Source organism: Saprospiraceae bacterium (assembly GCA_016716185.1).
GTDB lineage: Bacteria > Bacteroidota > Bacteroidia > Chitinophagales > Saprospiraceae > Vicinibacter.
Window position 1 is genome coordinate 1,537,122 of sequence record JADJWV010000002.1, and the last position, 25,250, is coordinate 1,562,371.

General features: G+C 40.7%; 23 protein-coding genes. 10 read left to right on the forward strand and 13 right to left on the reverse strand.

Features of this window, described 5'->3' with window-relative positions; translation table 11 throughout:
• Nucleotides 1–56 precede the first annotated feature (56 nt).
• Both IPM34_07805 and IPM34_07810 read left to right on the forward strand, forming a co-directional pair.
• On the forward strand, nucleotides 57–2,027 hold the full coding sequence (locus IPM34_07805) for a cytochrome C peroxidase (protein ID MBK8955443.1): 1,971 nt from the start codon (nucleotides 57–59) through the stop codon (nucleotides 2,025–2,027).
• Nucleotides 2,028–2,032: 5 nt separating this feature from the next.
• Nucleotides 2,033–2,392: a cytochrome c gene (locus IPM34_07810; protein ID MBK8955444.1), complete on the forward strand. Its 360-nt coding sequence runs from the start codon at nucleotides 2,033–2,035 to the stop codon at nucleotides 2,390–2,392.
• Nucleotides 2,393–2,427: 35 nt separating this feature from the next.
• Here the strand turns inward: IPM34_07810 and IPM34_07815 are convergent, their stop codons facing one another.
• Nucleotides 2,428–2,853, reverse strand: coding sequence for a nucleoside-diphosphate kinase (locus IPM34_07815; protein MBK8955445.1), 426 nt, complete (start codon nucleotides 2,851–2,853; stop codon nucleotides 2,428–2,430).
• A gap of 131 nt (nucleotides 2,854–2,984) precedes the next feature.
• Between IPM34_07815 and IPM34_07820 the strand changes: the two genes are divergently transcribed.
• The 3 genes from IPM34_07820 (at nucleotide 2,985) to prfB (ending at nucleotide 6,083) form a co-directional block, all read left to right on the forward strand.
• Nucleotides 2,985–3,974: a bifunctional oligoribonuclease/PAP phosphatase NrnA gene (locus tag IPM34_07820; GenBank protein ID MBK8955446.1), complete on the forward strand. Its 990-nt coding sequence runs from the start codon at nucleotides 2,985–2,987 to the stop codon at nucleotides 3,972–3,974.
• A gap of 110 nt (nucleotides 3,975–4,084) precedes the next feature.
• Nucleotides 4,085–4,909, forward strand: coding sequence for an FKBP-type peptidyl-prolyl cis-trans isomerase (locus IPM34_07825; protein MBK8955447.1), 825 nt, complete (start codon nucleotides 4,085–4,087; stop codon nucleotides 4,907–4,909).
• Between the two features lie 81 nt (nucleotides 4,910–4,990).
• Nucleotides 4,991–6,083, forward strand: a protein-coding gene (gene prfB / locus IPM34_07830; GenBank protein ID MBK8955448.1) for a peptide chain release factor 2 whose coding sequence is annotated in 2 segments (ribosomal slippage) — nucleotides 4,991–5,038 and nucleotides 5,040–6,083 — 1,092 coding nt in all. Because the reading frame shifts where the segments join, the coding sequence is not laid out codon by codon here.
• Nucleotides 6,084–6,394: 311 nt separating this feature from the next.
• Here the strand turns inward: prfB and IPM34_07835 are convergent.
• Complete coding sequence (locus IPM34_07835) at nucleotides 6,395–6,712, reverse strand: divalent-cation tolerance protein CutA (GenBank protein ID MBK8955449.1); 318 nt, start codon at nucleotides 6,710–6,712, stop codon at nucleotides 6,395–6,397.
• Between the two features lie 38 nt (nucleotides 6,713–6,750).
• On the reverse strand, nucleotides 6,751–8,859 hold the full coding sequence (gene ppk1 / locus IPM34_07840) for a polyphosphate kinase 1 (GenBank protein ID MBK8955450.1): 2,109 nt from the start codon (nucleotides 8,857–8,859) through the stop codon (nucleotides 6,751–6,753).
• A gap of 101 nt (nucleotides 8,860–8,960) precedes the next feature.
• Between ppk1 and IPM34_07845 the strand changes: the two genes are divergently transcribed.
• On the forward strand, nucleotides 8,961–9,731 hold the full coding sequence (locus tag IPM34_07845; GenBank protein MBK8955451.1) for a triose-phosphate isomerase: 771 nt from the start codon (nucleotides 8,961–8,963) through the stop codon (nucleotides 9,729–9,731).
• 30 nt (nucleotides 9,732–9,761) lie between these two features.
• Here IPM34_07845 and purE read toward each other — a convergent pair whose 3' ends face one another.
• Nucleotides 9,762–10,283: a 5-(carboxyamino)imidazole ribonucleotide mutase gene (gene purE, locus IPM34_07850; protein ID MBK8955452.1), complete on the reverse strand. Its 522-nt coding sequence runs from the start codon at nucleotides 10,281–10,283 to the stop codon at nucleotides 9,762–9,764.
• Nucleotides 10,280–11,434, reverse strand: coding sequence for a 5-(carboxyamino)imidazole ribonucleotide synthase (gene purK / locus IPM34_07855; protein MBK8955453.1), 1,155 nt, complete (start codon nucleotides 11,432–11,434; stop codon nucleotides 10,280–10,282). The genes purE and purK overlap by 4 nt, the downstream gene beginning before the upstream one ends.
• Before the next feature lie 66 nt (nucleotides 11,435–11,500).
• Between purK and IPM34_07860 the strand changes: the two genes are divergently transcribed.
• Nucleotides 11,501–12,838: a dihydroorotase gene (locus IPM34_07860; protein MBK8955454.1), complete on the forward strand. Its 1,338-nt coding sequence runs from the start codon at nucleotides 11,501–11,503 to the stop codon at nucleotides 12,836–12,838.
• A gap of 1 nt (nucleotide 12,839) precedes the next feature.
• Here IPM34_07860 and IPM34_07865 read toward each other — a convergent pair whose 3' ends face one another.
• The 5 genes from IPM34_07865 to IPM34_07885 all read right to left on the reverse strand — a co-directional run bounded on the left by IPM34_07865 (nucleotide 12,840) and on the right by IPM34_07885 (nucleotide 18,130).
• Nucleotides 12,840–13,688: an MBL fold metallo-hydrolase gene (locus IPM34_07865; GenBank protein ID MBK8955455.1), complete on the reverse strand. Its 849-nt coding sequence runs from the start codon at nucleotides 13,686–13,688 to the stop codon at nucleotides 12,840–12,842.
• Nucleotides 13,689–13,714: 26 nt separating this feature from the next.
• A complete protein-coding gene (locus IPM34_07870) occupies nucleotides 13,715–14,206 on the reverse strand; it encodes a 6,7-dimethyl-8-ribityllumazine synthase (protein ID MBK8955456.1) in 492 nt (163 codons plus the stop codon).
• A gap of 18 nt (nucleotides 14,207–14,224) precedes the next feature.
• Nucleotides 14,225–14,935, reverse strand: a complete 711-nt coding sequence (locus IPM34_07875) for a tetratricopeptide repeat protein (GenBank protein MBK8955457.1) — start codon at nucleotides 14,933–14,935, stop codon at nucleotides 14,225–14,227.
• Nucleotides 14,936–15,022: 87 nt separating this feature from the next.
• Nucleotides 15,023–16,033: a pyruvate dehydrogenase (acetyl-transferring) E1 component subunit alpha gene (pdhA, locus tag IPM34_07880; GenBank protein MBK8955458.1), complete on the reverse strand. Its 1,011-nt coding sequence runs from the start codon at nucleotides 16,031–16,033 to the stop codon at nucleotides 15,023–15,025.
• A gap of 81 nt (nucleotides 16,034–16,114) precedes the next feature.
• Nucleotides 16,115–18,130 carry a S9 family peptidase gene (locus tag IPM34_07885; GenBank protein MBK8955459.1) on the reverse strand — a complete coding sequence of 672 codons (2,016 nt, stop codon included), beginning with the start codon at nucleotides 18,128–18,130 and terminating at the stop codon, nucleotides 16,115–16,117.
• Between the two features lie 140 nt (nucleotides 18,131–18,270).
• Between IPM34_07885 and recF the strand changes: the two genes are divergently transcribed.
• The 3 genes from recF (at nucleotide 18,271) to IPM34_07900 (ending at nucleotide 20,734) form a co-directional block, all read left to right on the forward strand.
• On the forward strand, nucleotides 18,271–19,374 hold the full coding sequence (recF, locus tag IPM34_07890) for a DNA replication and repair protein RecF (protein MBK8955460.1): 1,104 nt from the start codon (nucleotides 18,271–18,273) through the stop codon (nucleotides 19,372–19,374).
• Between the two features lie 28 nt (nucleotides 19,375–19,402).
• Nucleotides 19,403–19,687, forward strand: coding sequence for a DUF721 domain-containing protein (locus tag IPM34_07895; GenBank protein ID MBK8955461.1), 285 nt, complete (start codon nucleotides 19,403–19,405; stop codon nucleotides 19,685–19,687).
• Between the two features lie 210 nt (nucleotides 19,688–19,897).
• Nucleotides 19,898–20,734 (forward strand): DUF2911 domain-containing protein, encoded by an 837-nt coding sequence (locus IPM34_07900; protein ID MBK8955462.1) that lies wholly within the window; start codon nucleotides 19,898–19,900, stop codon nucleotides 20,732–20,734.
• A 145-nt stretch (nucleotides 20,735–20,879) separates the two neighbouring features.
• Here the strand turns inward: IPM34_07900 and IPM34_07905 are convergent, their stop codons facing one another.
• From IPM34_07905 to IPM34_07915, 3 genes are read right to left on the reverse strand one after another with little or no spacing between them, the layout of a single operon-like run.
• A complete protein-coding gene (locus tag IPM34_07905) occupies nucleotides 20,880–22,535 on the reverse strand; it encodes a sodium:solute symporter (protein ID MBK8955463.1) in 1,656 nt (551 codons plus the stop codon).
• Nucleotides 22,532–22,669: a hypothetical protein gene (locus tag IPM34_07910; protein MBK8955464.1), complete on the reverse strand. Its 138-nt coding sequence runs from the start codon at nucleotides 22,667–22,669 to the stop codon at nucleotides 22,532–22,534. Before IPM34_07910 ends, IPM34_07905 begins: the two co-directional genes overlap by 4 nt.
• A 1-nt stretch (nucleotide 22,670) precedes the next feature.
• Nucleotides 22,671–25,193: a PIG-L family deacetylase gene (locus IPM34_07915; protein MBK8955465.1), complete on the reverse strand. Its 2,523-nt coding sequence runs from the start codon at nucleotides 25,191–25,193 to the stop codon at nucleotides 22,671–22,673.
• Nucleotides 25,194–25,250 lie beyond the last annotated feature (57 nt).

Genomic DNA, 25,250 nt, shown 5'->3' on the forward strand with positions numbered 1-25,250 from the left:
ATGCAAAAGCATTTGGTAAAGAAAAGCGCTTTTAAATTTCAATATCCAATAATCGAATGAGATCTTTGAGTATCAGATCTAATGTTTACAGCATCAGTCTTTTTCTGTTATTTTGGCTGCTTCACTCATTCGGCGATAGTTTGACTTCACACCATTCGAAAAAAACTTATTTTAAACCTGTAAACCCAATTGAGCTTACTCCATATCAACAACTTTATTTCGAACGGTTAACGGCTTTGGGAGATTCTGTTAACCATTTACTCAATTTGCTGGAAGATAAGGATATATCGAATTATTCCAATCTGGAATCTTCCCTAAAAGCTGCCAGAAAAACCTTAAAGGCCGGCGATTTTTTTTGGAGGTATATAGACCCCATTCAATACCGAAAATTGAACGGAGTCCTGCCTGTCGAATGGGAAGTCGAAGTTTTTGAAAAATGGGAGGCTCCCTATCGAAGAGAAGGAGGAGGATTCTTCCTTCTGGAAGAACAACTTGGAGAAACGCATCGCGATCCTGATCCAATGAAATTGCTTTTGCGGAAGTCAAAGGAGGCCATTCTTGCATTCAGACAAGACAGCAACACCAGGCAACTTTCCGATCCGGGTCATTTTTATTTTGCGAACAGGCTGTTTCTATTGAATCTGGCTGTGATATACACCAGTGGATTTGAGAATCCGGATACAGCTCAGATTCTGCCCGAATTATTATCGATGCTCCATAAGACCAGGGACATTTACGCAGCATTTGCACTTTCTCATCCTGCTTATTTACTACCTGCTGATTACACCAACCTGTTCTACAGAATGATCTTTTTTATCAATTCAAGTCAGGGAGTATATTCGAATTTCGACCATTTTACTTTTATCAAAGATTATGTAAATCCCTTATACCGTTTGAACGCAAAAAGAATCCTTGAGCTCAATCTGAGATCGAAGAGCTTCAATGATTATGCCCTCAACAATCAAGCTCCAGATATTTTTTCTAAGAATCTCTACCGCGCGCAGGAGAATTTTTTTCTGTTTAAAAGGGCTGCTGCAACCACCAAAGCAGAATTGATTAAATTGGGGGAATTGTTGTTTCACGATCCTTTGTTATCCGGAAACAATTTGCGATCCTGTGCATCTTGCCATAAACCCGGCCAATTTTTTACAGATACGGCTACCAGGACAGCCTTGACCTTTGACCAACAGGGCCTGTTGGCAAGAAATGCACCAACCCTTTTGAATGCAGCAAGCAACCACCTGATGATGTACGACGGTTTGCACTTAAGCCTGAAAGATCAATTAAAAGCCGTGCATCTGAATGTAGAAGAAATGAAAGGGGATGTGGTGACCACCATGAAAGAGTTGTTGTCCTGTTCTGTTTATAAAAACAAACTCGAAGCATTAGCTGCGCAGAGTACCGAAAAAAAATTGTCTTTTGACCATGTGGCAGAAGCCATCATAGCTTATTACACCCGTTTCGATACTTCGGTTTCTGGATTTGACAAAGCCATAAGAGGTCAGACTGAAATTTCCAAAACCGTGAAAAAGGGATTTAATTTATTTATGGGAAAAGCGGCTTGCGGAACCTGTCACTTTGCTCCACATTTTAATGGCATCAAGCCACCATACACCGGAAACGAATTTGAGGTTTTAGGAGTGCCCGTCGATACCCAATTTACCTCGCTGAGTCCTGATCCCGGACGATTTGGTGTGCACCCGGTTCCTGAAATGCGAAATGCCTTCAGAACGGGTGCGTTGCGCAACATCGCCAGAACGAAACCCTACATGCATAATGGAATTTACAATAGCCTGCTGGAAGTCATTGAATTTTACAACAAAGGAGGTGCAAAGGGAAGAGGGTTGAGTCTGGATAACCAAACCTTGCCGGAGGATCATTTAAATCTAACAGATTCGGAAAAGATACAACTGCTCCGGTTTTTAGAAAGTTTGAACGAAGATGTATCTATTCAATCCACATTACCTGCCTTACCGGGGTGCAAAACAAAAGAATTAAACCAACGCGCAGTGGGGGGCGTTTATTGATCAATATGTTTACAATTACCAATCTAAAGAGCTTTAGTTTTATATGTTTTATGTTGGGGGTGCTGGCATGCGCCAAAAAAGGAAGCGAATACTTTTTGCCAGCCGACATGCATCCCAATACAAGGAATTCATTTATTGTCTATTTGGACAAAGGCAAAAATTTATACAGAGAGTTTTGTTCTGAATGTCATGGGATCCATTCGGCGGGAAAAGACAGCATTCCCAATTTTTCTAATGCGCAACTGGATATGTACCAGGCCAAGCTTTCGATGCAGTCTTCACCTTCCCATGGCATGGTGGAAACTCTGACCTACGAAGAAGTCGAATCGATACTTAACTTTCTTAGATTCAGGAAGAAAAAATGAGAGGGAATTAAAAATTCCCTTTTTCAATATCAGTTTTACTGATTGAATATTTCGGTACCTGCAAAGTGAAAACTTCCTTCGATGACTGCATTTTCATCGGAATCAGAACCGTGTACAGCATTCTCTCCTACATTTTTTGCATAAAGCGCACGAATCGTTCCGGGTTCTGCTTTTGCTGGATCCGTGGCTCCGATAAGTTTCCTGAAGTCTTCAACGGCATTTGTTTTTTCAAGGATAGCGGCTACGATCGGACCTCTTGACATAAAAGCTACGAGTTCTCCATAAAAAGGTCTTTCCCTGTGCACTGCATAGAATTCACCTGCCTTCTCGGGAGATAGTTTTGTGTATTTCATGGCTACGATCCTGAAACCACCTCCAATTATTTTGTCGAGTATTGCTCCCATATGTCCGGATTCAACAGCATCCGGTTTGATCATCATAAATGTCCTGGTCCCTTTCATTTTGAATAAAATTTGGGCAGCAAATCTATTGTAGTTCGCGTCTTCAATGGCAATTGCTTACTTAGTTTGTGCAGTCATTAACAATTAGAAAGGAAAAATAACGCCTATTTCTAGGCAATTTTGCAGGCTTTATGGATGCAATCAATCAGCTAAAAGAGCTCATACAATCGCCAAAAAACAGCATCATCCTTTCACATCGAAATCCCGATGGAGATGCTCTTGGTTCCAGTCTTGGTCTGAGCTTATTTCTTCAGCAATATCAGCATAATGTACGCGTCATTTTCCCAAGTGAATATCCGGTCAATTTCGAATGGATGCCTCAGACTGAAGAAATTGTAATTTACGATTTGAATCCCAAATTGGCAGAGCAGTATATTCAACAGGCAGATTTAATTTTTTGTCTGGACTTCAATTCGTTGGAGCGCATTGATAAAATGGCAGTGATGGTCTCCGAACGCCATGTTCCCAAGATCATGATCGACCACCACATCGATCCGGAGCCTTTTGCGGACCTTCAATTCAGCGATGAACATTCCAGTTCCACTTCGGAAATGGTTTATGAAATCATCAGGCATATAAGCGAAGAAAAGAGCAGCAAAAATTTGATCCTGGATTGCCTGTATACGGGTATCATGACGGATACCGGATCGTTTCACCATGCAACCAGTTCGAAAGTTTTTAAGATCCTTGCCGAGTTTAAAGAAATGGGATTGAATGATACGAGGATCCAGGAACTGGTCAATAATAGTCAACCGGATAAGTATTTAAAATTACTGGGCCATTGTTTGCACAACAGGATGGAATTGTATCCCGAACAGCAATTTGGTTTGATCTGGTTGAGTAAGGATGATTACAGGAATTTTGATATCAAGCGTGGCGATACGGAAGGCATCATCAATTACCTGATGATGTTAAAATCCGTGAGGGTAGGAGCTTTGGTGATGAATCAACCCAACATTGTAAAATTATCGCTTCGGTCTAAAGGAGATTTTTCCGTGCAACAGTTGTGTAAAAAACATTTTAACGGAGGAGGTCACCGGAATGCTTCCGGTGGTTATTTTAAGTCGGGTTTAGAAGAGGCCATATTAAAATTAAAACAAGCCATGCACGTGGTTTCATAAATGCAACAATTCATATTTAATCAGAAACAATTATAACAATGAAAAACTTTTTATTTATTTTATCTGTCGCATCAGTTTTTTTATTGAACGGGTGCAAACAAAATGCATCTATGCAAAAAACACTGAACGGATTTGATTTTGAATTCATTCAGAATGAATCCGGCGAGTCACCTAAGGAAGGCGATTATGTTTATTTTCGCTATTATGTTAAAACCGGGGATTCTTTGTTGTTTTCATCGACCATGCAAAACGACATGATCCGCTTTAAATTGCCTAAAGTTGAAAAGCAGGAAGCCAAGAATGCTCAACCCATGCTTGAAGCCATTTATTTAATGTCAAAAGGCGATAGTGCTGTCGTGCATCAGGTTGTAGATGAGGATATGAAAAAAGCAATTGGCATTTCTAATGTCGAGAAGTTATCATTTTATGTTGCTCTTTTGGACGTTAAAGATGAAGCTTCCTACAAAGCAGACATGGAAGTAGAACAAAAGAAAGCTGAAGAAAAGAGAATAGCCATGCAAGGCGAAGCTGCTGCTGTTGCAGAAAAAGCTAAAGTAATTTTAGCGGACTTTAAAGCGGGCAAATTCGATGCAACTTTATTAAAGACAGAAAGTGGATTGAGGTACATCGTACACGAAGCAGGTAATGGTCCGAAAGCAGAATCTGGCAAACCGGTTTCAGTGCATTATTACGGGATGTTGATGGATGGTACTAAATTTGATGATTCGTGGTCCAGAGGAGATGTTTTTAAATTTATGTTGGGCCAGGGACAAGTCATTCCAGGTTGGGACGAAGGAGTATCAAATCTCAACGAAGGGGCAAAAGCTACCCTGATTATACCTGCAGCATTGGGATATGGTGCAGAGGGAGCTCCACCATCGATTCCTGGAAATTCTGAATTGATGTTTTATATTGAAGTTCAGAAAGTTAATTAATAATTTTTATTTAGGAAATAGCAAAAGGGATTTGCAAGTTTTTGACGGATCCCTTTTGATTTTTAATTTTAGATCTTGTCTATGACTATAGAACAATTTAAAGATTTAAAGAAAAGGCTCGGTGAGCTAAGGGGGTTTCTTTGACGTCGATCATAAGAGAATTCAGATAGAGGATAAGGAGCAACAGGCATTGGACCCGAATTTCTGGAATCAGCCGGAAAGGGCGGAAGAGATCATGAAGGAAATTAAATCTGCAAAGAAGTGGCTTTCCTCATATACTCAGGCTGAAACAGCGGTAAATGACCTGGAAGTGTTGTGGGAATTCGCCGAAACCGGCGATGTTAGCGAACAGGAGCTCGATGATAAGTATCAGGAATGTATCCACATCATCGACGATATTGAATTCAGATCCACACTGAATAAACCGGAAGATGAATTGAGTTGCGTAATTGAAATTAATGCCGGAGCAGGGGGTACTGAATCCTGTGACTGGTCGGCGATGTTGTATCGCATGTATTTGATGTGGGCAGAGCGCAATGGCTACAAAGTGAGTCAGATCAACTATCAGGCCGGCGATGTGGCAGGTATTAAAACTGCAGAACTCGAGATCAATGGCGAATATGCTTATGGCATGTTGAAAGGAGAAAATGGTGTACATCGATTGGTGAGAGTCAGCCCATTTAATTCTCAGGGTAAACGGATGACATCATTTTCATCGGTATTTGTGCATCCGCTTGTCGACGATCGCATTGAGGTTAATATCAACACTGCAGATCTGGAATGGGATACATTCAGGTCGAGTGGGGCGGGAGGACAGCATGTCAATAAAACAGAATCCGCTGTGCGGGTACGACATCTGCCAAGTGGACTGGTTGTGGAATGTCAGCAGGAAAGGTCCCAGCATCAAAATCGCGAAAAGGCATTGCAACTTCTAAAATCCAAATTGTATGAAAAAGAACTCGAGCGGCAGATGTTTGAGAGAAACAAAGTCGAAGCCACGAAAATGAAAAACGAATGGGGTTCACAAATCCGTTCTTATGTATTGGATGACCGCCGTGTGAAAGACCACAGGACAGATTATCAAACTTCTCAAACTGAACTGGTACTCGATGGGTATATCGATGAGTTTCTGAAAGCTTATCTGATGAGTAAACAGGAAGTTGCGGGGGAATGAGATTTGTTTGAATAAACGAATGTGTATTTCGACCTTTTAAGTTTTTGAAAATTAGGAATAGTGTTATGGTTGTATAGAACCGCTGTTTCCAGAAACTGTCCAAAAAAAAATATTTATTTACAAAGTTATATTTCCTGGCTCAGGCAGTAAAAATAATTCTGGCTTATTTTATTCTAAAATTTCTGTATTTTAATCTGCGCGATTTGCGTCATCTGCGGGCCAAATATTTCGGGAATTCAAGCAGATTGCACAGATTGCGGTATAAGTAAAGTGCATTTAACTGGCAGCTAAATGCTTGCAGACGATGTCCATTACTTTTTCACAATACTCCTGGCCCAATTATAATATTCCTTGTTGACCTGCATTTCAAAATGGCCTATAAAAGGTAATTCATAAGGATGCATTTTTCGAATGGCTTTTCTAAGAGCTTTTTGAGATGCTTTCAGAGTTTTAGCAATCAACACAATTTCATCGGATTTTTCAAATTGTTTGTTCCAAAGGAAATTTGAATGCACTGGAAAATACTGAACACAGGCAGCTATTTTGTTTTCAATGAGATGCATACCTGTTTCTCTTGCAGATATTTCGTCCGGATAGGGTATGTAGAAAAAAACAATTGATTTATTCATAAGCGCTTGTTCAATTTGGTAATAATGATTCAATCAGATTATTTGCCGTACTGTTGTTCATTTAATTCTTTAAAGTATTTGTGTGTCTCTAATTGTGATTGGAATTTTCTTTTGCCTTCTTGTCTTATATAGGCATTCAAAGTTTCGTAATGTAAGGTCCGTGCCTTTACGTTGTCTCTGAGCTGGTAATCGATATTGTCCAGGATTATTTTTTTAAATCTTGAATTGTAAATTGGGAATGCGGTTTCAATCCGGAAATGCAGATTTCTTGCCATCCAGTCTGCAGAAGACAAAAACAACTTTTCCTCACCGCCATGATAAAAATAATAGATACGGGAATGTTCTAAAAAACGGTCTATTATAGCAATGCCTTCTATGTTTTCGCTCAGTCCCTTTTTGCCAATAATCATTCCGCAAATACCACGGATGACTAGTTTAATTTCGACACCGGATTCAGAAGCTTTGTAAAGCATGTCCATAATCTCGTAATCCTGGAGGTTGTTGAGTTTTAATATGATCTGAGCCTTCTTGCCTAATCTAGCCTGATTTTTTTCAAATTCGATCAACGAATGGATTTCATCGTTGAGATTGAATTGTCCCACTAACAAATGTTTGAATCCAACATTGGGCAGCTTGATGTTTTCCAAAAAACTGAAAAAGCGGCTGATCTCAGAAGTGAGGGATTCATCTTTGGTAAAAAATCCATAATCTACATAGATGCGCGAGGTGAGTTCGTGAAAATTTCCAGTAGATAAATATGCGTAATGCTCAAGAGTATCGTTTTCCTTTCTCGTAATGAGTGCTGTTTTTGAATGCACCTTCAGTCCGGGAAAGCTATACCTGACTTTAACCCCCATTTTTTCGAGTTCCTCTCCCCAGGCTAAGTTATTGGCTTCGTCAAACCGGGCTTTAACTTCGATAAAAACAAAAACACTCTTTCCTTCAGAAGCTGCAAGCTTTAAGGCATCCATGATGCGCGATTTTCGTGCAACACGGTATTGGGTGATTTTAATTGAAGTGACATCCGGATCTTTGGCAGCCTGTTCAAATAACTGGATAACCGGCTCATAATTATGATACGGAAAGCACAAGAGGTGTTCAGATTTGCTGATGTTGTCAAAAATATTTGAACCTTTGGCTAATCCTCGGTAATCTATCGGTCTTAGCGTTTTATTTTTTAATTCTTTTTTGCCGAAATCCGGGAAGTTTAGAAAATCAAAATTATTGTGGTAACGTCCTTCGGGTGTTAAGTCATCCTTATCAATTTCCAGCAGCCGGAGGAGGAATGCCAGCATTTCTTTTGGCATTGAATTGTCATAGACCAGTCTCGAAGCCGGACCGATATTTCTTTTAATTAAACTCTTTTTAATTTTTTCGAGCAGGTCTCCGCTAAATTCGTCTTCAATGTACAACTCAGCATCTCTCGTTAGTTTAATGCTGTAGGAATCTATGATATCAAATCCCGGAAACAACCACTTTAAAGAGGCCCGCACGATTTCATCGAGCAAGATGACATCATGCCTGTCTTTTTCGCAGGGCAATTCAATAAAGCGGGGCAGGTGATCGGAAGGAATTTTTACGACCGCATAGTGCAGTTCTTGGGTCAGCAAAGATTTGTCTTTCAGCATGACCGTCAGGTAAAGTTCTGAATTGGCGAGAAAGGGTTTTACCTTTTGTTCTATAAGAAGCACAGGTTGTACAAAAGGAAGTAAATTTTCGTTGAAATAATTTTCGACAAATTGTTGTTGTGCTTCAGAAATTTCTATATGAGAAAGCAGATATATCGAATGGTTTTTGAGTTCGGGTATAATTTGGTTGTCAAAAATATTATTGAATTCCGTCAATTGGTTGTTGGCAATTTTGTAAAGTTGTTTCAGCATTAATTTGGGGTTGTAATCCAAATGGCTCTTGGTGTTTTTGCCTAATTTGGCCAGGTTTTTATGGTGAGCTACCCGAATTCTGAAAAACTCTCCAAGGTTGGAGGAATAGATGGCCAGAAATTTTAATCGCTCCAACAGGGGAACATCGGCATCTTTGGCTTCTTGCAATACCCGGTAGTTAAAATGTAACCAGCTGATATCGCGGTCTATATATTCTTGTCTGACGGTCGTTTCCAGCGACTCCTGGTTGAATATTGGATCGGACATAAAAACTTCAAAAATAGCGGAGTTTTATGACTCGCACCAACTGGCTATTTTATATTTGTATTAAATATTAGGCTGTTTCGCCGGTTAAATATCAAACCAACATGTCTGTAAATCGTCCCAAGATCGTTGCTGCAAACTGGAAAATGAATCTGTTGCCTTCCGATGCTATGGATTTAGTTGCTCAATATGATTTTAAATTTGGAGAAGATGCCGCAGAGGTGGTCTTGTTTCCTCCTTTTACGCACATCAGCATGATGAAAGCGGCTTTGCAACTAGGTTTTAAGCTTGGGGCGCAAAATTGCTCTTTAGAGCAAATGGGAGCGTTTACCGGAGAAATTGCAGTTGAAATGCTTACAGATCTGAATTGTTCGCATGTCCTTGTAGGTCATAGTGAAGCCAGGAGCAGGAATAGTCATGAAAATGGGTGGGTTTCGAAGAAAATCAGAAGGGCTTTGGATGCAGGACTCCATGTGGTGTATTGTTGCGGGGAATCTTTGGAAACCCGTTTACGGGAAGCCGAATATACATGGGTAGGCAATCAATTGTCCGGTGATTTGAGTTTGGTACCAGCCGGTGAACTGGGGCAGTTGATCATCGCGTATGAACCCATTTGGGCTATAGGAACAGGTAAAAATGCCAGTCCGGAACAGGCCCAGGAAATGCATGTTTTTATCAGGAAAAAGATGTCAGAACTTTATGGCCAGGTCTCAGCGGAAATTCCCATATTGTATGGGGGAAGTGTCAGCTCAGCGAATGCTTTGACACTTGCTGAAATGCCTGATATTGATGGAGTTCTCGTGGGTGGCAGCAGCCTGAAGCCGATCGAATTCAGAATGATTTTTGAAGCCTTTCGTGGGTTGTCAGAACAATGATTTCTTTAAATTATTAAAACCAGGATAAAATTACATTATGGGCTTACGCGTTGACATTCTACCCGATATTTTTTCATCTTTTTGCATGACGTTAGATGCCATTTCCCACCTGTATGATTCCAGATCTGAATAGAGGATCTCATCATTTACGGCCAAAATCTTACATGCCAAAAGTCCTGCATTTTTTGCGGCATTTAAAGCCACGGTTGCCACAGGGACCCCGTTAGGCATTTGGAGAATAGACAAAATAGAATCCCAGCCATCAATAGAATTGGAAGATCTTATTGGAACTCCAATGACTGGCAAATTAGTCATTGAAGCAACCATTCCTGGTAAATGCGCTGCTCCACCGGCACCGGCAATGATGACCCGGAGCCCTTTTGTTTTTGCTGTTTTCGCATATTCGATCATGTACTCCGGAGTTCGGTGTGCTGATACTATGCGCAATTCATAAGCAATTCCAAATTGCTCCAATACATCTGCAGCTTCTTTCATAATGCGCAGGTCGCTGTCTGAACCCATAATAATGCCTACTACTGCCTGATCTTTCATGCGATGATTTTAAAAGTGTTTCTGATTAATGTTGCTGTCTTTTTACAATCTTCCAAATTTTTTCCATGGATGTTGATATGTCCCATTTTCCGCAACGGACGGGTTTCTTCTTTGCTGTACAAGTGAACAAAAACGCCATCCATTTTCATGATCTCATCAAAACCTGAATATAATGCTTTTCCTGAATAAACAGGATCTCCGAGGAGGTTAATCATGACGGATGGCAACATGCAGGTCGTCTGTCCGATACCAAGTCCGAGGATAGCTCTGAGATGATTTTCAAACTGGCTTATTGCACCGTTATCTAAAGTAATGTGTCCGCTGTTGTGAGGTCTGGGTGCTATTTCGTTGATCCATAAGCTGTCATCTTCGTTGTAAAACATCTCCACAGCAAGCAATCCAACAATCTCCAGTTTGTTGGCAATTCTGATGGCCAAATCTATGGCAGCCATTTTAGTTTCTTCTGGAATTTCTGCAGGGCATACCACATCTTCCACCAGATTTGCTTCGCTGTGAAAATCCATGGACACCGGAGAATATGCTTTACATTCGCCAAAAGTATTTCGCACAGCGATTACGGCAACTTCCTTCTGAATTTTCGCTTTTGTTTCAATAATACCAGGTTCATCCATTAATTTGGAAAGGTCGTCCCTGGAATTTACAATCTGAACACCTTTTCCATCATAACCGCCTTTGCGGAGCTTTTGTACAAAAGGAAACTCTATATCGCCACGATTTACTGCTTCCAGAATTTCTATTTTATTTTCGTACAAACTGAATTCGGCAGTTGGAAAATGATGATCCTTATAAAATTGCTTTTGCAATCCTTTATCTTGTATGAATTCCAATACATGCGGTTGTGGGAATACCTGAATTCCTTCTGATTCGAGTTGTTTCAGGGCTCCTATATGAACATGTTCGATTTCAATTGTAACAACGTTCATCTTTCTTCCAAAATTCAACACATCGTCGTAGTTGTTAAAATTGCCTTCGTAAAATTGTGGACACACCTTTGCTGCAGGATAACCTTTATCCTTGTCCATAAAAGAGACATCGAGATCCATTCTGGAGGCTTCCTGAGCAAGCATTTTACCCAATTGTCCGCCACCTAAAATTCCTATTTTTCTGGACCGAGGATTGAAAATTCCCATAATTATTGCGAAATTCGGAAAGCTTTGCTTAAGGTTTAAGACCTTTGAACATTCTTTGCAAACATTATGAATAAATTAATTATTAAAAATGCCCTCATCATCAATGAAGGAAAGCAGTTTTACGGAGACGTGCTGGTTTCGGGATCCAGAATAGAACGCATCGATACAAGTATATCGACAAGCAACGAGGAGATCTATGATGCTAATGGATTGTGTCTGTTGCCCGGATGCATCGATGACCAGGTCCATTTCAGGGAACCAGGACTTACGCATAAGGCAGATATTTATAATGAATCCAGGGCTGCTGTGGCCGGTGGTGTGACCAGCTTTATGGAAATGCCGAACACCGTACCGCAAACTCTGGATGCTGAATTGCTGGAAGAAAAATATGCCATGGCCTCCAGGAATTCATTGGCCAATTATTCTTTTTACATGGGAGCATCGAATCACAACCTGGAAAACGTACTTGGCGTTGATTACTCACAAGTTTGCGGCATCAAAGTTTTTATGGGTTCATCCACCGGAGACATGCTGGTCGACAATGAAAAAACGCTTGAGAATCTATTTAGAAATGCCCCGGTGCTAATTGCTACGCATTGTGAAGACGAGGCCACTGTAAGGCAGAATCTTCAGTATTACCAACAACAATACGGAGAAGAATTGAATGCATCTATGCACCCGAAGATCAGAAGCAGGGAAGCATGTTATATATCCTCATCTCTGGCGGTGTCACTGGCAAAAAAATACAATACGAGGTTGCATATCTTGCATTTGACGACTAAAGAAGAATTGGCTTTGTTTGAATCATCAATTCCACTTGCAGAGAAAAGGATTACCGCGGAAGTTTGTGTACACCATTTGTTTTTTACAGACGCAGATTATGAAAGTTTAGGAAATAAGATAAAATGTAATCCGGCTATTAAATCAGAATCGGATAGGTTGGCATTGGCAGCTGCATTAGAGGCCGGAATTCTCGATGTGGTCGCAACGGATCATGCTCCACACACATTGGAAGAAAAGGAAAAACCTTATTTACAGGCACCCGCCGGTCTGCCATTGGTTCAACATAGTTTGTTACTCATGTTAAGTCTTTCTGAAAAGTACAACTGGAGTCTTCCTTTCATCGTCGAAAAGATGTGTCACCATCCGGCGATCTGTTTTCGGGTGAAAGAAAGGGGATATATTCGCGAAGGTTATTACGCGGATTTGGTTTTGGTTGATCCTGAGTGTCAAACAAAAGTGAATCGCGATGAATTACTGTACAAATGCAAATGGTCGCCCCTTGAAGCCGGCTCATTAAAAGGAGCTATAAAAAGTACCTGGGTTAATGGCTTTCAGGTGTTTGATGGGCAATCGGTGCATACTCCACAACAGGGCATGAGACTGCAATTTGATAGGAGTTAATTCAATATAACTCGATGGTTCGGTCGATGATGATTTTTCCCCTTTCGTTGCGTTTTACAGTTGCTGCATCAACAAAGGGATCGTGTTCAAATACTAACACATGTTCGTTATCTGCTGCCTGATTTAATACAATTTCTTTTTCCTGTAAAGTGACCAGAGGTCTCACATCGTAACTCATGATATAAGGCATGGGTACGTGAAACGAACTTGGAAATAAATCGGCGCAATAAATATAAGTTCTGTTTTCGAAATTGATTTCCGGCAACATCATCGCTTCTGTATGACCGTTTACAAATCGGATATCAATCCCGGGTCTCCATTCCAAAGTCGCTTTGTCGTTTTCTATAAAATGAAGAACTCCATGATCGAGTAAAGGAACAAAATTCTCTTTGAGAAATGAAGCTCTTTCTCTATCGTTTGGATTCATAGCCCATTCCCAATGTCTGGGATTGCTCCAATATTTTGCATTCGGGAAAGTGGGAATCAATTCATTCTTCTCGTTTCTGATCACTGCGCCGCCACAATGATCAAAATGCAGGTGGGTGAGGAATACATCTGTGATATCTCCTGCTGCAAATCCTTTTCCTTCAATAGATGTCAGTAAAGATTGCTGCCCATGCGGATAAAAAAAAGATCTGAATTTTTCATCCTGTTTATCTCCCATTCCGGTATCCACAAGGATTAGGCTGTCCTCTGTTTGAATCAGTAAACATCTTAAAGCCCAGGTACACATGTTGTTTTCGTCAGGTGGATTTTGTTTGGCCCACATCGTTTTGGGAACTACCCCAAACATGGCTCCTCCATCCAATTTGAAATAACCACAATTAATTTTATATAAGGCTTTGATCATGCTTCATTTTCATTTATAAGCTCCGTTTATGGATTTGAATTTTTCAGAATTAACATTTTAATGGCTGTAACCGCTGCTTCTTCACCTTTGTTCCCCAATGCACCTCCGGCGCGTTCCTGGGCCTGGTTTTCTGATAACACAGTCAGGACTCCAAAGATCACCGGATTTCCATGTGTCAGGTTTAGAGTCATGAGGCCCTGAGCAACGGCCTGAGCAATGTATAAATCGTGATCGGTTTCTCCTTTGATGATGCACCCCAGACAAATCACGGCATCGACTAGTTCCTGATCCAATAGATATTTTGCAGATAAGGGTAGTTCGAAAGAGCCCGGTACTTTTTGAATGACGATGTTTGCCTCAGTTACACCACAACCCTTCAATGTGTCGAGACAAGCTTCGAGTAATTTGCCGGTAATATGCTCATTCCAAAGGGCAACAGCAATTCCATAGCGGAAGTGCCAGGCATCGTTTATTTCCTGTGGAGTTAAACCTGAATGGCCTGGTAAATTTCCTGCCATCTGTTTATGCAAGGTATATTATTCAAGAGGGATGATAAATTTATCGATCCCGTTTCCATCCGGAGAGTTCGGATATTTCTCTTTAATCGTTTTAAAGGCCTGCAAAGCGCCTTCTTTATCGCCTTGTTTCTGGCGCAAAACACCTAATTTTTTCAGGTAAGAAGCGGTAAGCAATTCATCGTCGGACTTAATCGCTTTTTCGTAATAACTAATTGCTTTATCAAAATCATTGAGCTCTGCGTTAACATCGCCTAGCAGACCGTTTTTTAAAATGGGCATAAGATTGCCTGAGGCATTGTAATCTTCGAAGTAAGTTTTTGCTTCCTCAAATTTTCTCAAATTCAAACAACAGATCCCTGCATAATATCGGGCAAGATTACCGGCAGGTGTAGAGCCATAGTTTTCGGAAATTTCTGCAAAACCGGCAAAACCTCCACCTGGATTGTTTAGTGCCAGCTCAAAGGAGTCCTTTTCGAATAGAAATTCGGCCTGGTACATCTGATCGAGGGCTTCGTTATTTTTAGGTTCCAGATACATGTACTTGTAGAATAACCATCCTCCGATAATTAAAACCAATCCACCAAGACCTCCAAGAATGATCATCCTGTATTTTTCGAAAAAATCTTCTGCCTGATGCTTAACTTCGCTGATGTCGAGTAAAGTATCCTGTTTTCCTCCTGTGGTATTCACATTTTTCGGCGTCACATGTGATCGATAACCTCTTGCCATATATAATCAAAGTTTAGGTTTGTTAAAAACTGCGCAAAAATAACACAGTCTGGCCAATTATAGCCGGAAATATGTTCGCTTCAAGCCTTAATCTACAATAAACGGATAATTGGCTTGGGTATAATTGTCTTCATAAAGCTCAGATTCCAGTGGAAACGGGGAATTTTCTGCAAATTGAACCGCTTCTTCCATTTCATTTTTTACTTCTTCCTGTATTTGAGCCAACCAGGCGGAATCGGCCATTTTGTATTCAAGCAATTGATTTTCAACGACGATGAGTGGATCGATAGACTTGTAATATTCAACTTCTTCTTTACTCCGATAGGTAGCAGGATCCGAAACGGAATGTCCCCGATAACGGTAGGTCTTTATTTCCAGAAAATACGGGCCTTTTCCAGATCTGATGTGTTCGGCAGCTTTGGTAACGGCTTCGTGGACGGGGCCCGGATGCATTCCATCAACTGCTTCAGAAGGCATATCAAATGATTGGCCAATTTTATATAGATCTCCAACATTGCTGGTTCTTTCTACAGAGGTCCCCATGGCGTAACCATTATTTTCAACGATATAAAGGACCGGTAGTTTCCATGTCATGGCCATGTTGAAGGATTCAAACAATGCCCCCTGTCTTGCTGCTCCATCTCCAAACATAGTTACGCAAAGGTTGCCGGTGTTTTTGTATTGTTCAGCCAGAGCTATGCCGGTTCCTATCGGAATTTGCGCGCCAACGATGCCATTACCACCAAAAAACCGGTGTTCGGCCGAGAAAAAATGCATAGAACCCCCTTTTCCTTTGACACATCCATCAACGCGTCCAAATAATTCTGCCATACAGGAATTTGCAGTCAAACCACGGGCTAAGGCCAATCCATGCTGACGATACCCGGTGATCATTGCATCCTGAGGTTTAATAGCGGAAATCAAGCCAGCAGCTACTGCCTCTTGTCCGATGTATACATGGCAAAAACCGCGTATTTTTTGCTGTGAATACATCATCAGGGTTTTTTCTTCAAAACGGCGGATTCTTAGCATGATCCGGTACCACTGTTGCCACAGTGCTTTTGGATATTCAGGTTTATTGCTCTTTTTACCGGCCATTAGATGTAAAGTATTTGATGGATCCTAAATAAATTGGGTCGCAAAATTAAGCGAAAAACATTCATGAATTCCGCCTTTAGATCAAAGGGTCTCTTGGAGCCAGCGAAAAAACTCTTTTTGCCAGAGCAATCCGTTTTGAATTTTTAATACGTGATGTCCTTCATCGGGAATGTACAGCAGTCTGGATTTTAAATTTTTAAGCCTTGCGGCGGTAAAGGCTTCAAAAGCCTGAGTGTCGGGTATCCGGTAATCTTTACCTCCCTGGATGATCAAAATCGGTGAATCCCATTTATGGATCAGTTTATGGGGGGAGTGTTTGGTATAACTCAATTCGTTTTTCTTCTCCCAATAAGGGCCTTTCAAGTCCCAATTTGCAAACCACAATTCCTCGGTACTGCCATACCAGGATTCGAGATTGTACGTACCGCAATGAGAGATAAAAGTTTTAAATCTTTTTTCGTGCATCCCGGCAAGCATAAAAACCGAATATCCACCAAAGCTGGCTCCCACAGCTGCTCTGCGAGCAACATCTACATAGGGCTTTGCGGATATGTAGTCAATTGCCGAAAGGTAGTCCTTCATGCATTGTCCGCCCCAATCACCTGAAATCTGTTCATTCCATTTAGTGCCCCATCCTGGCATACCCCTTCGGTTCGGAGCAATGACAATATAGCCTTTGGCAGCCATGAGTTGAAAATTCCATCGGAATGAATAGTATTGTGTCAATGCAGATTGCGGGCCACCCTGGCAATACAATAAAGTTGGATATTTTTTGGTGGAATCAAATCCCGGTGGAAAAATTACCCAGGCCATCATATCCTTCCCATCGGTGGTTTTAATCCAATGTTTTTCAACTGGACTTTTTTGTACCAGTTTGTAGATGTCGGCATTAACCTGGGTGATGGCCCGGCTTGAACCACTTTGAAGTTCGACTGCATAGATTTCAGCAGCCTGGTTGACATCGACTCTCGAACAAATGAGCTCATTTCCTGCAAACCCGACGATGTCGTTAAAATCATGTTCTGTATGGGTCACCTGTCGGTAGCGAATGGCTGGATTTTGGCTCAGATCCAGATCCCATTTTATTTCAAAGATTTGAATATTTCCCCGATAGGGAACATTTGTAAAAATGGATTTCGAGTCTGGACTCCATTTAAAATGGTTGATCGTTTCATCCCAGTTTAAGGTAAGCGTATGTTTTTTTCTCGAACTGAGCTCCATGACGATCAGATTTTTCTTGTCGGCTTCGTAACCATCTCTTTCCATACTCAGCCAGGCAAGATATCTTCCATCCGGAGAAAAACTGGGCTCGGTATCGTAACCCATCATCCCTTCTGTAATGTTGGTGGTTTGGTTGCTTTCAGGGTGATACAGATATATTTCTGAATTCGTACTGACAGCATAATCTTTGCCTTTCTTTTTTACACAAACGTAGGCCAGCCATTTGCTGTCGGTGCTCCAGGCAAAATCCTCCAATCCGCCGGAAGGTGTTGTGGGAGTATGGAAAGGTTCGCCCGGCATAATATCAACTTCCTGGTCGATGCCATCCGGAGTCAGTTTGCCGATAAACAGGTGATTGTAGGACCCGTTCTCCCAATCTTTCCAATGCCTGAACATCAGGTCGTCGTATATCATAGCAGAAGATTTATCCAGATCCGGATAATAATCCTGACGGATCTTGTCGATTTTTACGCTTCGCGAAAATGCGATCCACTTCCCGTTAGGCGCAGGAGCCAGATTTGAATATTCCAAATTTGGTATTCCAAGATTTTTTTGGATAAGATCGTGAAACACCTGACCATCTTTGGAATACATCAGGTTGCCACCCCCGTCAAAACACACATTTCCGGCATAATTCCGGGCATCAGAAACCAAATGGCTCGTGCCCCCCTGAATAGGAGTCATGTAAAGCTGGGTTTGACTTTTATTTGATTCTTTGTCGTATTTCGTAACCGTATAATACAGGTATTTGCCGTCGCGCGAAACAGCTTCACCATGTACGCGCCCCAGCGACCATAACAACTCTTCTGTCATTAGACTTTGGGAAAAAGCAAAACCAGAAATCCACAACAGGATAAAACAAATATTAACTTTCATAGCAGAAATTGTGTCCCAAAAATAGGGCATTTCGAGAATATCGAATTCCAGTTAATTATTTACGGGCAAAGCCTGTTTTTGCTTGGTGTTTAAGATAGTTGAGCCAGACTTTCCCATCTTTGTGTAATAAATTGGTCTTTTTGTTTATTAATTCATTGCATTTATACAACTTCAAAAATTTCGAAGATCTTAACTTGAGTTTGGGTCCAGGATTTCATTTTATAACCGGACAAAATGGAACCGGAAAATCCAATTTCCTGGATTCGATATATTTTCTGGCTTTGGGAAAAAGTTTTATTCAGCATTCAGACAAAGAACTGATCCAAAATAGCAAAGAATTTCTACGAATAGAAGCCGATGTTTCAGAAAGTAATCAAAAGGAACAATATGAAATAAAATTCAAACCTCCATCCATCAAAGAATGGTCTTTACAGGGTAAAAAATACGAACGCCTGACCGATCATATTGGCAAAATACCCTTGGTTTTGTTAGCCCCTGACGATATTTATTTATTGATGCATTCGGGTGAAGCAAGAAGGAAATATTTAAATCAGATTCTTGTGCAAACGGATAAAGAATATCTGAGAAGAAGTATAACATACAATCAGTTTTTGAAGCAAAGGAATGCAGCAATCAGACAAATGCGATTGGCAGGACGGATGGATCCTCCATTACTCGATGCTTTGGATCATGGATTGTCTGAAAATGCTGCTTATATTGTCGATGGCAGGTCGAGATTGATTCAAGTGTTGAATCCACTGGTTGAATCGTACGTTGAAAGCATCAGTAATGGGAAGCAGCAGGGGAGTCTTCAATACTTGGCCGATATTTCTGAAAATTTTATGCAAACATATCGGGAAAGCCGCGAAAAGGATTATTTTTCGGGGAGGACGCAGCGCGGTATTCACAAGGACAAAATAGAATGTTTACTGGAAGGAAAAGCGATCTATCAAGCGGGATCCCAGGGACAATTAAAGACTTTCGTAGCTGCGATGAAACTGGCTCAATATTCTTTTATGAAGACCAGTCTTCATAAACAGCCTATTGTCTTATTTGATGATATTTTTGCCAAACTGGATGCAGAAAGGGTCAATCAATTACTCGAGGTACTGAGCCAAGAAGAGATCCAGCAATGTTTTATTACGGATACAGATATTGAACGATCTAAGAAGCTGATGAATAGCCTGAATGAAAGTTGTCATCTTTACCAGACGGGTCAGGGGGTGATCCGGAGGGTATTATAAACCCTTAAAAGTGTTAAATTTTTAATAAATGAAGAACGACGAGGTCAAAATAGGCGCATTGCTAAAACTGTTTTCCGGCCAGGAAAAGATTAAAACAAAATTGACCCAAAAGCGACTGGAACAGGCCTGGAGAGAGCTTTATAAAGACCTTCAGATATATACGCGGAAACTCCGATATCACGACGGACAACTGACTGTAGAATTGGATTCGGCCGTTTTACGGAATGAGTTAAATTATAATATTCAATTGATAATCAGCCAATTGAATGAATATATAGGAGAGGATGTCGTAAAGACGCTGGTATTGCGTTAAACTATTGTTCCTGTTCTGCAGTCTTCATTTGTAATAAGAACCAGCTGCATAAAAAACAAAGGGCACAAGTCGTTGCGATGATCATAATTTTGTTATTTTGAGTTATCCTGTGTGCAAATATATAACATATTATTAAAGATCATAATATGTTTGTAAAAAAATTTGTGATCAATTTTTAATAATTTGCGTTTATATCTTAAAATTATAGCCATGTTTAAAAAAATTCTCGTTTTAGCTCTTTCGGCATACCTCTTTCCAGGATTTGCCCAGATTTCTGTCCCGGCTCCTAGTCCATCTTGTAAAATTGAACAAAAGCTTGGCCTGGGAACGGTTACTGTTGAATACAGCAGGCCGGGTAAAAAAGATCGTATTGTATTCGGTGACCTTGTGCCCTATGGCAAAATGTGGAGAACCGGAGCCAATGCTGCAACCAAGATCACTTTCAGCGATGATGTTGAAGTATCGGGTGTAAAGGTGGGCAAAGGAACATATGCCTTATTTACCGTACCCGGAGAATCCAGTTGGGATGTGATCCTGTACAGCGATTCTAATGTTTCGGGAGTTCCTCAAAATTACGATGTGACCAAAGAAGTCGCCAAAGTAACGGTTACTCCGGAACTTATCCCTTATACCTTCGAAAACTTTATTGTTGATTTTAATGAAATTCGCAACGAGTCTGCTACTTTGAATTTGATTTGGGAGACCACTTTAGTGCCCATTAAATTAAAATTCGATACAGACAGCAGAGTGATGTCCAGTATCGATAAAGTGCTTGCCGGTCCTACCAGCAACGATTATTATCAAGCTGCCAGATATTATTACGATGCTAAAAAGGATCAAAACCTGGCATTGCAGTGGGCTCATAAAGCCAATGAAATGGCTCCAACGTTTTGGAAGCTCAGGTTGGAATCGCTGATCCTTGCCGGATTGGGTAGAAAAACAGAAGCTATTGAGGTGGCTCAAAGATCAAAGGCTCTTTCCATAGAAGCCAACAACGACGAATACGTAAAAATGAATGAGCGTTCGATCCAGGAATGGAGTAATTGATACGAAAATAATTTTTATTGATAATATAAACCCGGGCCAAGAACATCAGGTCCGGGTTTTTTATTACGCAATATATTGCTCAAAGTTTTATTTTTATCTGCATTCAATTTATTCGTTCAGATCAGCCATGAAGAATAACCAAGTTTCAAGCTCTTTTGGGCCTGAATTTTTCTAACAACAGCGAAATACCCATGACGATCCCGCAACTGATCGCATTGAACCAGAGAAATCCCAAATCCGTATAAATAAACAAAACCAGATTCAGCGTTTGTGCGATCAATGCAGCGGTAAATACGCTGTTTCCGGTAACTTTTTTCAAATAAAATGCACTCAGAAAAATTCCCAATACCGTACCATAAAATAAAGATCCGATGATGTTGATAAATTGAATCAGATTTTCAAACAGTCGGGCATACATAGCAAACCCGATAGCGATCAATCCCCAAACGCTCGTTAGTATTCTCGACCAGCTCAATTCCGGAAATTTGGAATACCATCGCGGAAATGACCTTTTTACGATATCTACGGTACTCGTTCCCGATAAAGCATTGAGTTCTGCTGAAATCGATGACATGGCTGCACATAAGATCACCGCGATCATGAGTCCAACGAATCCCTTAGGAAGATGGTGGATGATGTAATGAAGAAACACGTAATCCCTGTCATTGCTTTCTTCCTGCGGCATTTCTTTTTTGATATATGCAGTGACCTCTGATTTTAAATCTTCTCTCTCCAGATTGATTTCATTCAATTTCGTACGGAGCATTTCTTTATCTGAAAATCCTCTAATGGACAGCAGATGAAAATGAATGCTGTCATTTTTTGCTTGCCACGTGTTCCATTGTGCCTGGTGATTCGTTTGGAGTTCCTTTTCGATTTTACCGTTAAAATGAATGGGTGTTGATTCAAATTGGTAAACCGTAAAAAGCAATACGCCACACAGCAATATGAAGACTTGCATAGGAATTTTTAGTATGCCATTCATGATCAATCCCATCCGGCTTTCGCTTATGTTTTTTCCGGCCAGGTAGCGTTGAACCTGTGATTGATCGGTACCAAAATAGGCAAGTGCCAGAAAAAAACCTCCTGTGAGTCCGGCCCACAAATTATAGCGATCATTAAAATGCAGGCTGTAATCTACCGCTTCCATCCTTCCGCTCCAGGATGCAATTTCCAGAGAATCTGAAAAGTTTATGGCATCCGGTAAATCTTCCAGCATGTAGAAAAAAATAAAAACCATGCCGGCAAAAATGACAAACAATTGTTGTAATTGAGTTTTGGTAACAGCTGTGGATCCGCCACTTACTGTGTAAATGATCACGCCTATTCCACTGATGACATGTGTCCATTGCAAATTCCATCCAAATACAGTGGAAAGAATTATACTGGGTGCATAGAGAGTAATTCCTGCCGCAAGACCTCTCTGAATAAGGAAAATGATTGCGGCTAATGTTCTTGTTTTGTAATCAAATCTTTGTTCGAGGTATTCGTAAGCAGTATATACTTTGAGTTGATAAAATCTTGGAATGAAAGAAATGCAAATTACAATCATTGCAAGGGGTAATCCGAAGTAAAATTGTACAAATCGCAATCCGTCTGAAAAACCCTGACCGGTCGTTGAGATGAACGTGATGGCACTTGCCTGGGTCGCCATAACGGTAAATCCTACCATCCACCAACGATTGGATTGATCACCCAATATAAATTCGTTGAGGTCTTTCTGTTTGCGTGTTTTTACAATTCCGTAAACGATGATGAACCCCAGCACCAGAGTCAGAACGATCCAATCTGCTGTGCTCAACGCATTTCTTTTTGAACCAATGGATTTTTTACTGCCGGATATTTCAAAGACAAACTGCCAAGCGCCAGGATGTAGAACAGCAATAAACCTATCAATAACTTGTAATACTTATTCCAGGATGATTCGGTTTTCATACTACTCGAATGAAACAAGATTATTGAACAAACGATATGCCCCTGGAACCCCTGCCTTTAATTGTCTGAAAAAGGAAAGCGATGTATAAATGAAATGTCCTTGTCCGGTTTTTCGAATTAATAATGCGGATTTTTGCGGATTTTCCTTTCCATCCTGCATACTCAATAACTCTTCATAACTTCTATCGTAGGTCGATGGAAAATACAATCCTCGTTCCTGAACCCAATTTTGAAAATCGGTATGGCTAATTTTATCAGGTGAATTGAAAACGGGATGTTCGGGTTTTAATATGGTAACTTCGGCATTTTCATTCGTGACTCTGCCCCTTCCGATTTTTAATTCAGCTGGTGCAAAATCTGTAGTCACTAAATCTGCAGTAGTATTGTATTGCATGATTACTTTTCCTCCCTGTTCTATAAACGGAGTGATGTATTTTTTACAGTGTTTTAGTTCATCGCGATTGTTCAAAGCGCGTATACCAAAAACGAGGACATCAAATTTTTTGTTTAACAACTGATCGAGTTCTGCAGCTGCGAGATAATAGACCTGATGACCTGATTTGATCAGGGCCTCATCGATAAAATCACCTGCTCCTTCTACATAGGCGATGCGTTTTGGTTTATGTACTTTAGGGGCATGTATGAGTTGAATTTTTGCAGGAGTGAGTACATTTTGCTTTTGAATATGTGGATATTTAATGGATTTGTAAAAGTACCCTTGTTTATGATCGAGATGTACCGGAATTTCAAATTTCTCATTGGTCTGATCAGTAATCTGCAATTCGAAAACCACATATTTGGTTTCACCTGCTTTTTCAAAATGCAAAGAGATGTCGCTCGTTGGACATTTTACTCCCACCGGCAATACTAAATTTACCAAAACATCCTGTGCCGGCAGGGTGGACAAAATGCGAAGCGAACAAACTGCTTTTCTTTCTCGTATAAGGAAATTAGGATCGTCTGCCAAAACTACACTTGAAGGGAGAATGTCGAGCCCTTCTTTAACTTCTCCCAAGACCGGGTCGTCATTTTTGTAAACCAAGGGACTGACGTGTTCGTATTCCTTGTTGTTTATTTTATAACGGAAATGAATATTTAATTCTTTGGGAGCATTAGGTAGCAAACCGTGGGGACTGTCGCTGGTTTGGTAATAATTATTGGGCCTGCCTTTTAACAGCCAGAAAGGTGCAGTGTGGCTTAAGCCTGCCGGCAACTCAAAATCTTTCTGGAATGTGTATGCTTTATTAACAACTGCTCTTGTCTGAAAGCTGCTATCGAAATTTAATTTCGGTATTTCGATCTTCATCATTTCGAGATCAACCGGATTCCGGACAATGAATTCGGTATGGACTCTGAATTTTGATTGGGCACTGATCATTTGCTGGTCGGTAAAAGCTTCAGCATAGATTCCTGCACAATCGGCAATAATTGAACGGATCTCATTCAGTTTGATTTGCTTCCAGTGGTGATCGGGCAGTTCCTCCATATACCGCTCAGCTTTTTGCAGCAAGGCCATACTTTTCCATGGGTTCTTATAATCGTAGGATCGTATAATTTCATCGAGAACTTTATCGACATTTCCGCCACCATTGATTCGAGTCCAGCTCAGATCTAAACCGTCAAAAGGATCTGTTTCATCATTGGGTTTGGGTGCATCCAATCTTTCGAAATATTCAGTCATGGTACCACGGCTCGAATTGATTCCAAAGCCCTGAGATTTATGCATACTTCTGCTCAATGAAGCGATTTCGTTGTTGGATGCTCCGTAAGCAGGGTAGAAAGGTCCGGCATCGAGTTGGTAAAGAAAGGATTTGTCCATAGTATCAAACTTTTCCCTTCCGTAGAAGAAAAAAGAAGTGTTGAAATAAATGCGTTGAACCTGATGCGGCTCCGTATTTTTTAAAACTTCACGCATAGTCAGTGGACTATTGCAATACTTAAAAGCATCGAGACCAAGTATAGCAGATGCTGTATGATGTCCATGCGTGCGTCCACTGGTTCTGTGATCAAAGCGATTGATGATCACATCGGGCTTAAATGTTCTAACTACTTTCAAAACATCGGCTAAAATGCTGTCGCGATCCCATATGCTAAATGTCTCTTCAGCATTTTTTGAATATCCAAAATCGTTTGCCCGGCTGAAATATTGAGTCCCTCCGTCAATTTTTCTGGCTTCGACCAATTCCTGAGTTCGGATCACTCCCAGATACTCATCGAGTTCATCTCCAATGAGATTTTGTCCGCCATCGCCTCGGGTCAAAGAAATATATGCAGTTCTGAAATGCCTTCCTTTTGATAAATAAGTGATCAGTCTGGTGTTTTCATCATCGGGGTGGGCAGCGACATATAGTACAGATCCGAGCACCTTTAATTTTTGGAGATCTTCCATGATCTCGGAGCTGTTTCTTATTTTCTGACCAGAGGCCAGAAAAATTGTTGCAGGAATGAACAGGGCAGTTAGTAAAAAATTTCGCATCGTGCTGACTAATGGTTCGATTGCAAAGATGTAAAGAATCATTTCCACAGTTGCATCAATTTGATACTACATTTGTTTCCTATATGTTAAAGTTTAAGGGATTAT

Excerpts from the sequence above, each read along its gene's own strand:
- IPM34_07805 (MBK8955443.1), top strand. The coding sequence starts at position 57 with ATGAGATCTTTGAGTATCAGATCTAATGTTTACAGCATCAGTCTTTTT.
- IPM34_07810 (MBK8955444.1), top strand. The coding sequence starts at position 2,033 with ATGTTTACAATTACCAATCTAAAGAGCTTTAGTTTTATATGTTTTATG.
- IPM34_07815 (MBK8955445.1), bottom strand. The coding sequence starts at position 2,853 with ATGAAAGGGACCAGGACATTTATGATGATCAAACCGGATGCTGTTGAA.
- IPM34_07820 (MBK8955446.1), top strand. The coding sequence starts at position 2,985 with ATGGATGCAATCAATCAGCTAAAAGAGCTCATACAATCGCCAAAAAAC.
- IPM34_07825 (MBK8955447.1), top strand. The coding sequence starts at position 4,085 with ATGCAAAAAACACTGAACGGATTTGATTTTGAATTCATTCAGAATGAA.
- IPM34_07835 (MBK8955449.1), bottom strand. The coding sequence starts at position 6,712 with ATGAATAAATCAATTGTTTTTTTCTACATACCCTATCCGGACGAAATA.
- ppk1 (MBK8955450.1), bottom strand. The coding sequence starts at position 8,859 with ATGTCCGATCCAATATTCAACCAGGAGTCGCTGGAAACGACCGTCAGA.
- IPM34_07845 (MBK8955451.1), top strand. The coding sequence starts at position 8,961 with ATGTCTGTAAATCGTCCCAAGATCGTTGCTGCAAACTGGAAAATGAAT.
- purE (MBK8955452.1), bottom strand. The coding sequence starts at position 10,283 with ATGAAAGATCAGGCAGTAGTAGGCATTATTATGGGTTCAGACAGCGAC.
- purK (MBK8955453.1), bottom strand. The coding sequence starts at position 11,434 with ATGGGAATTTTCAATCCTCGGTCCAGAAAAATAGGAATTTTAGGTGGC.
- IPM34_07860 (MBK8955454.1), top strand. The coding sequence starts at position 11,501 with ATGAATAAATTAATTATTAAAAATGCCCTCATCATCAATGAAGGAAAG.
- IPM34_07865 (MBK8955455.1), bottom strand. The coding sequence starts at position 13,688 with ATGATCAAAGCCTTATATAAAATTAATTGTGGTTATTTCAAATTGGAT.
- IPM34_07870 (MBK8955456.1), bottom strand. The coding sequence starts at position 14,206 with ATGGCAGGAAATTTACCAGGCCATTCAGGTTTAACTCCACAGGAAATA.
- IPM34_07875 (MBK8955457.1), bottom strand. The coding sequence starts at position 14,935 with ATGGCAAGAGGTTATCGATCACATGTGACGCCGAAAAATGTGAATACC.
- pdhA (MBK8955458.1), bottom strand. The coding sequence starts at position 16,033 with ATGGCCGGTAAAAAGAGCAATAAACCTGAATATCCAAAAGCACTGTGG.
- IPM34_07885 (MBK8955459.1), bottom strand. The coding sequence starts at position 18,130 with ATGAAAGTTAATATTTGTTTTATCCTGTTGTGGATTTCTGGTTTTGCT.
- IPM34_07895 (MBK8955461.1), top strand. The coding sequence starts at position 19,403 with ATGAAGAACGACGAGGTCAAAATAGGCGCATTGCTAAAACTGTTTTCC.
- IPM34_07900 (MBK8955462.1), top strand. The coding sequence starts at position 19,898 with ATGTTTAAAAAAATTCTCGTTTTAGCTCTTTCGGCATACCTCTTTCCA.
- IPM34_07910 (MBK8955464.1), bottom strand. The coding sequence starts at position 22,669 with ATGAAAACCGAATCATCCTGGAATAAGTATTACAAGTTATTGATAGGT.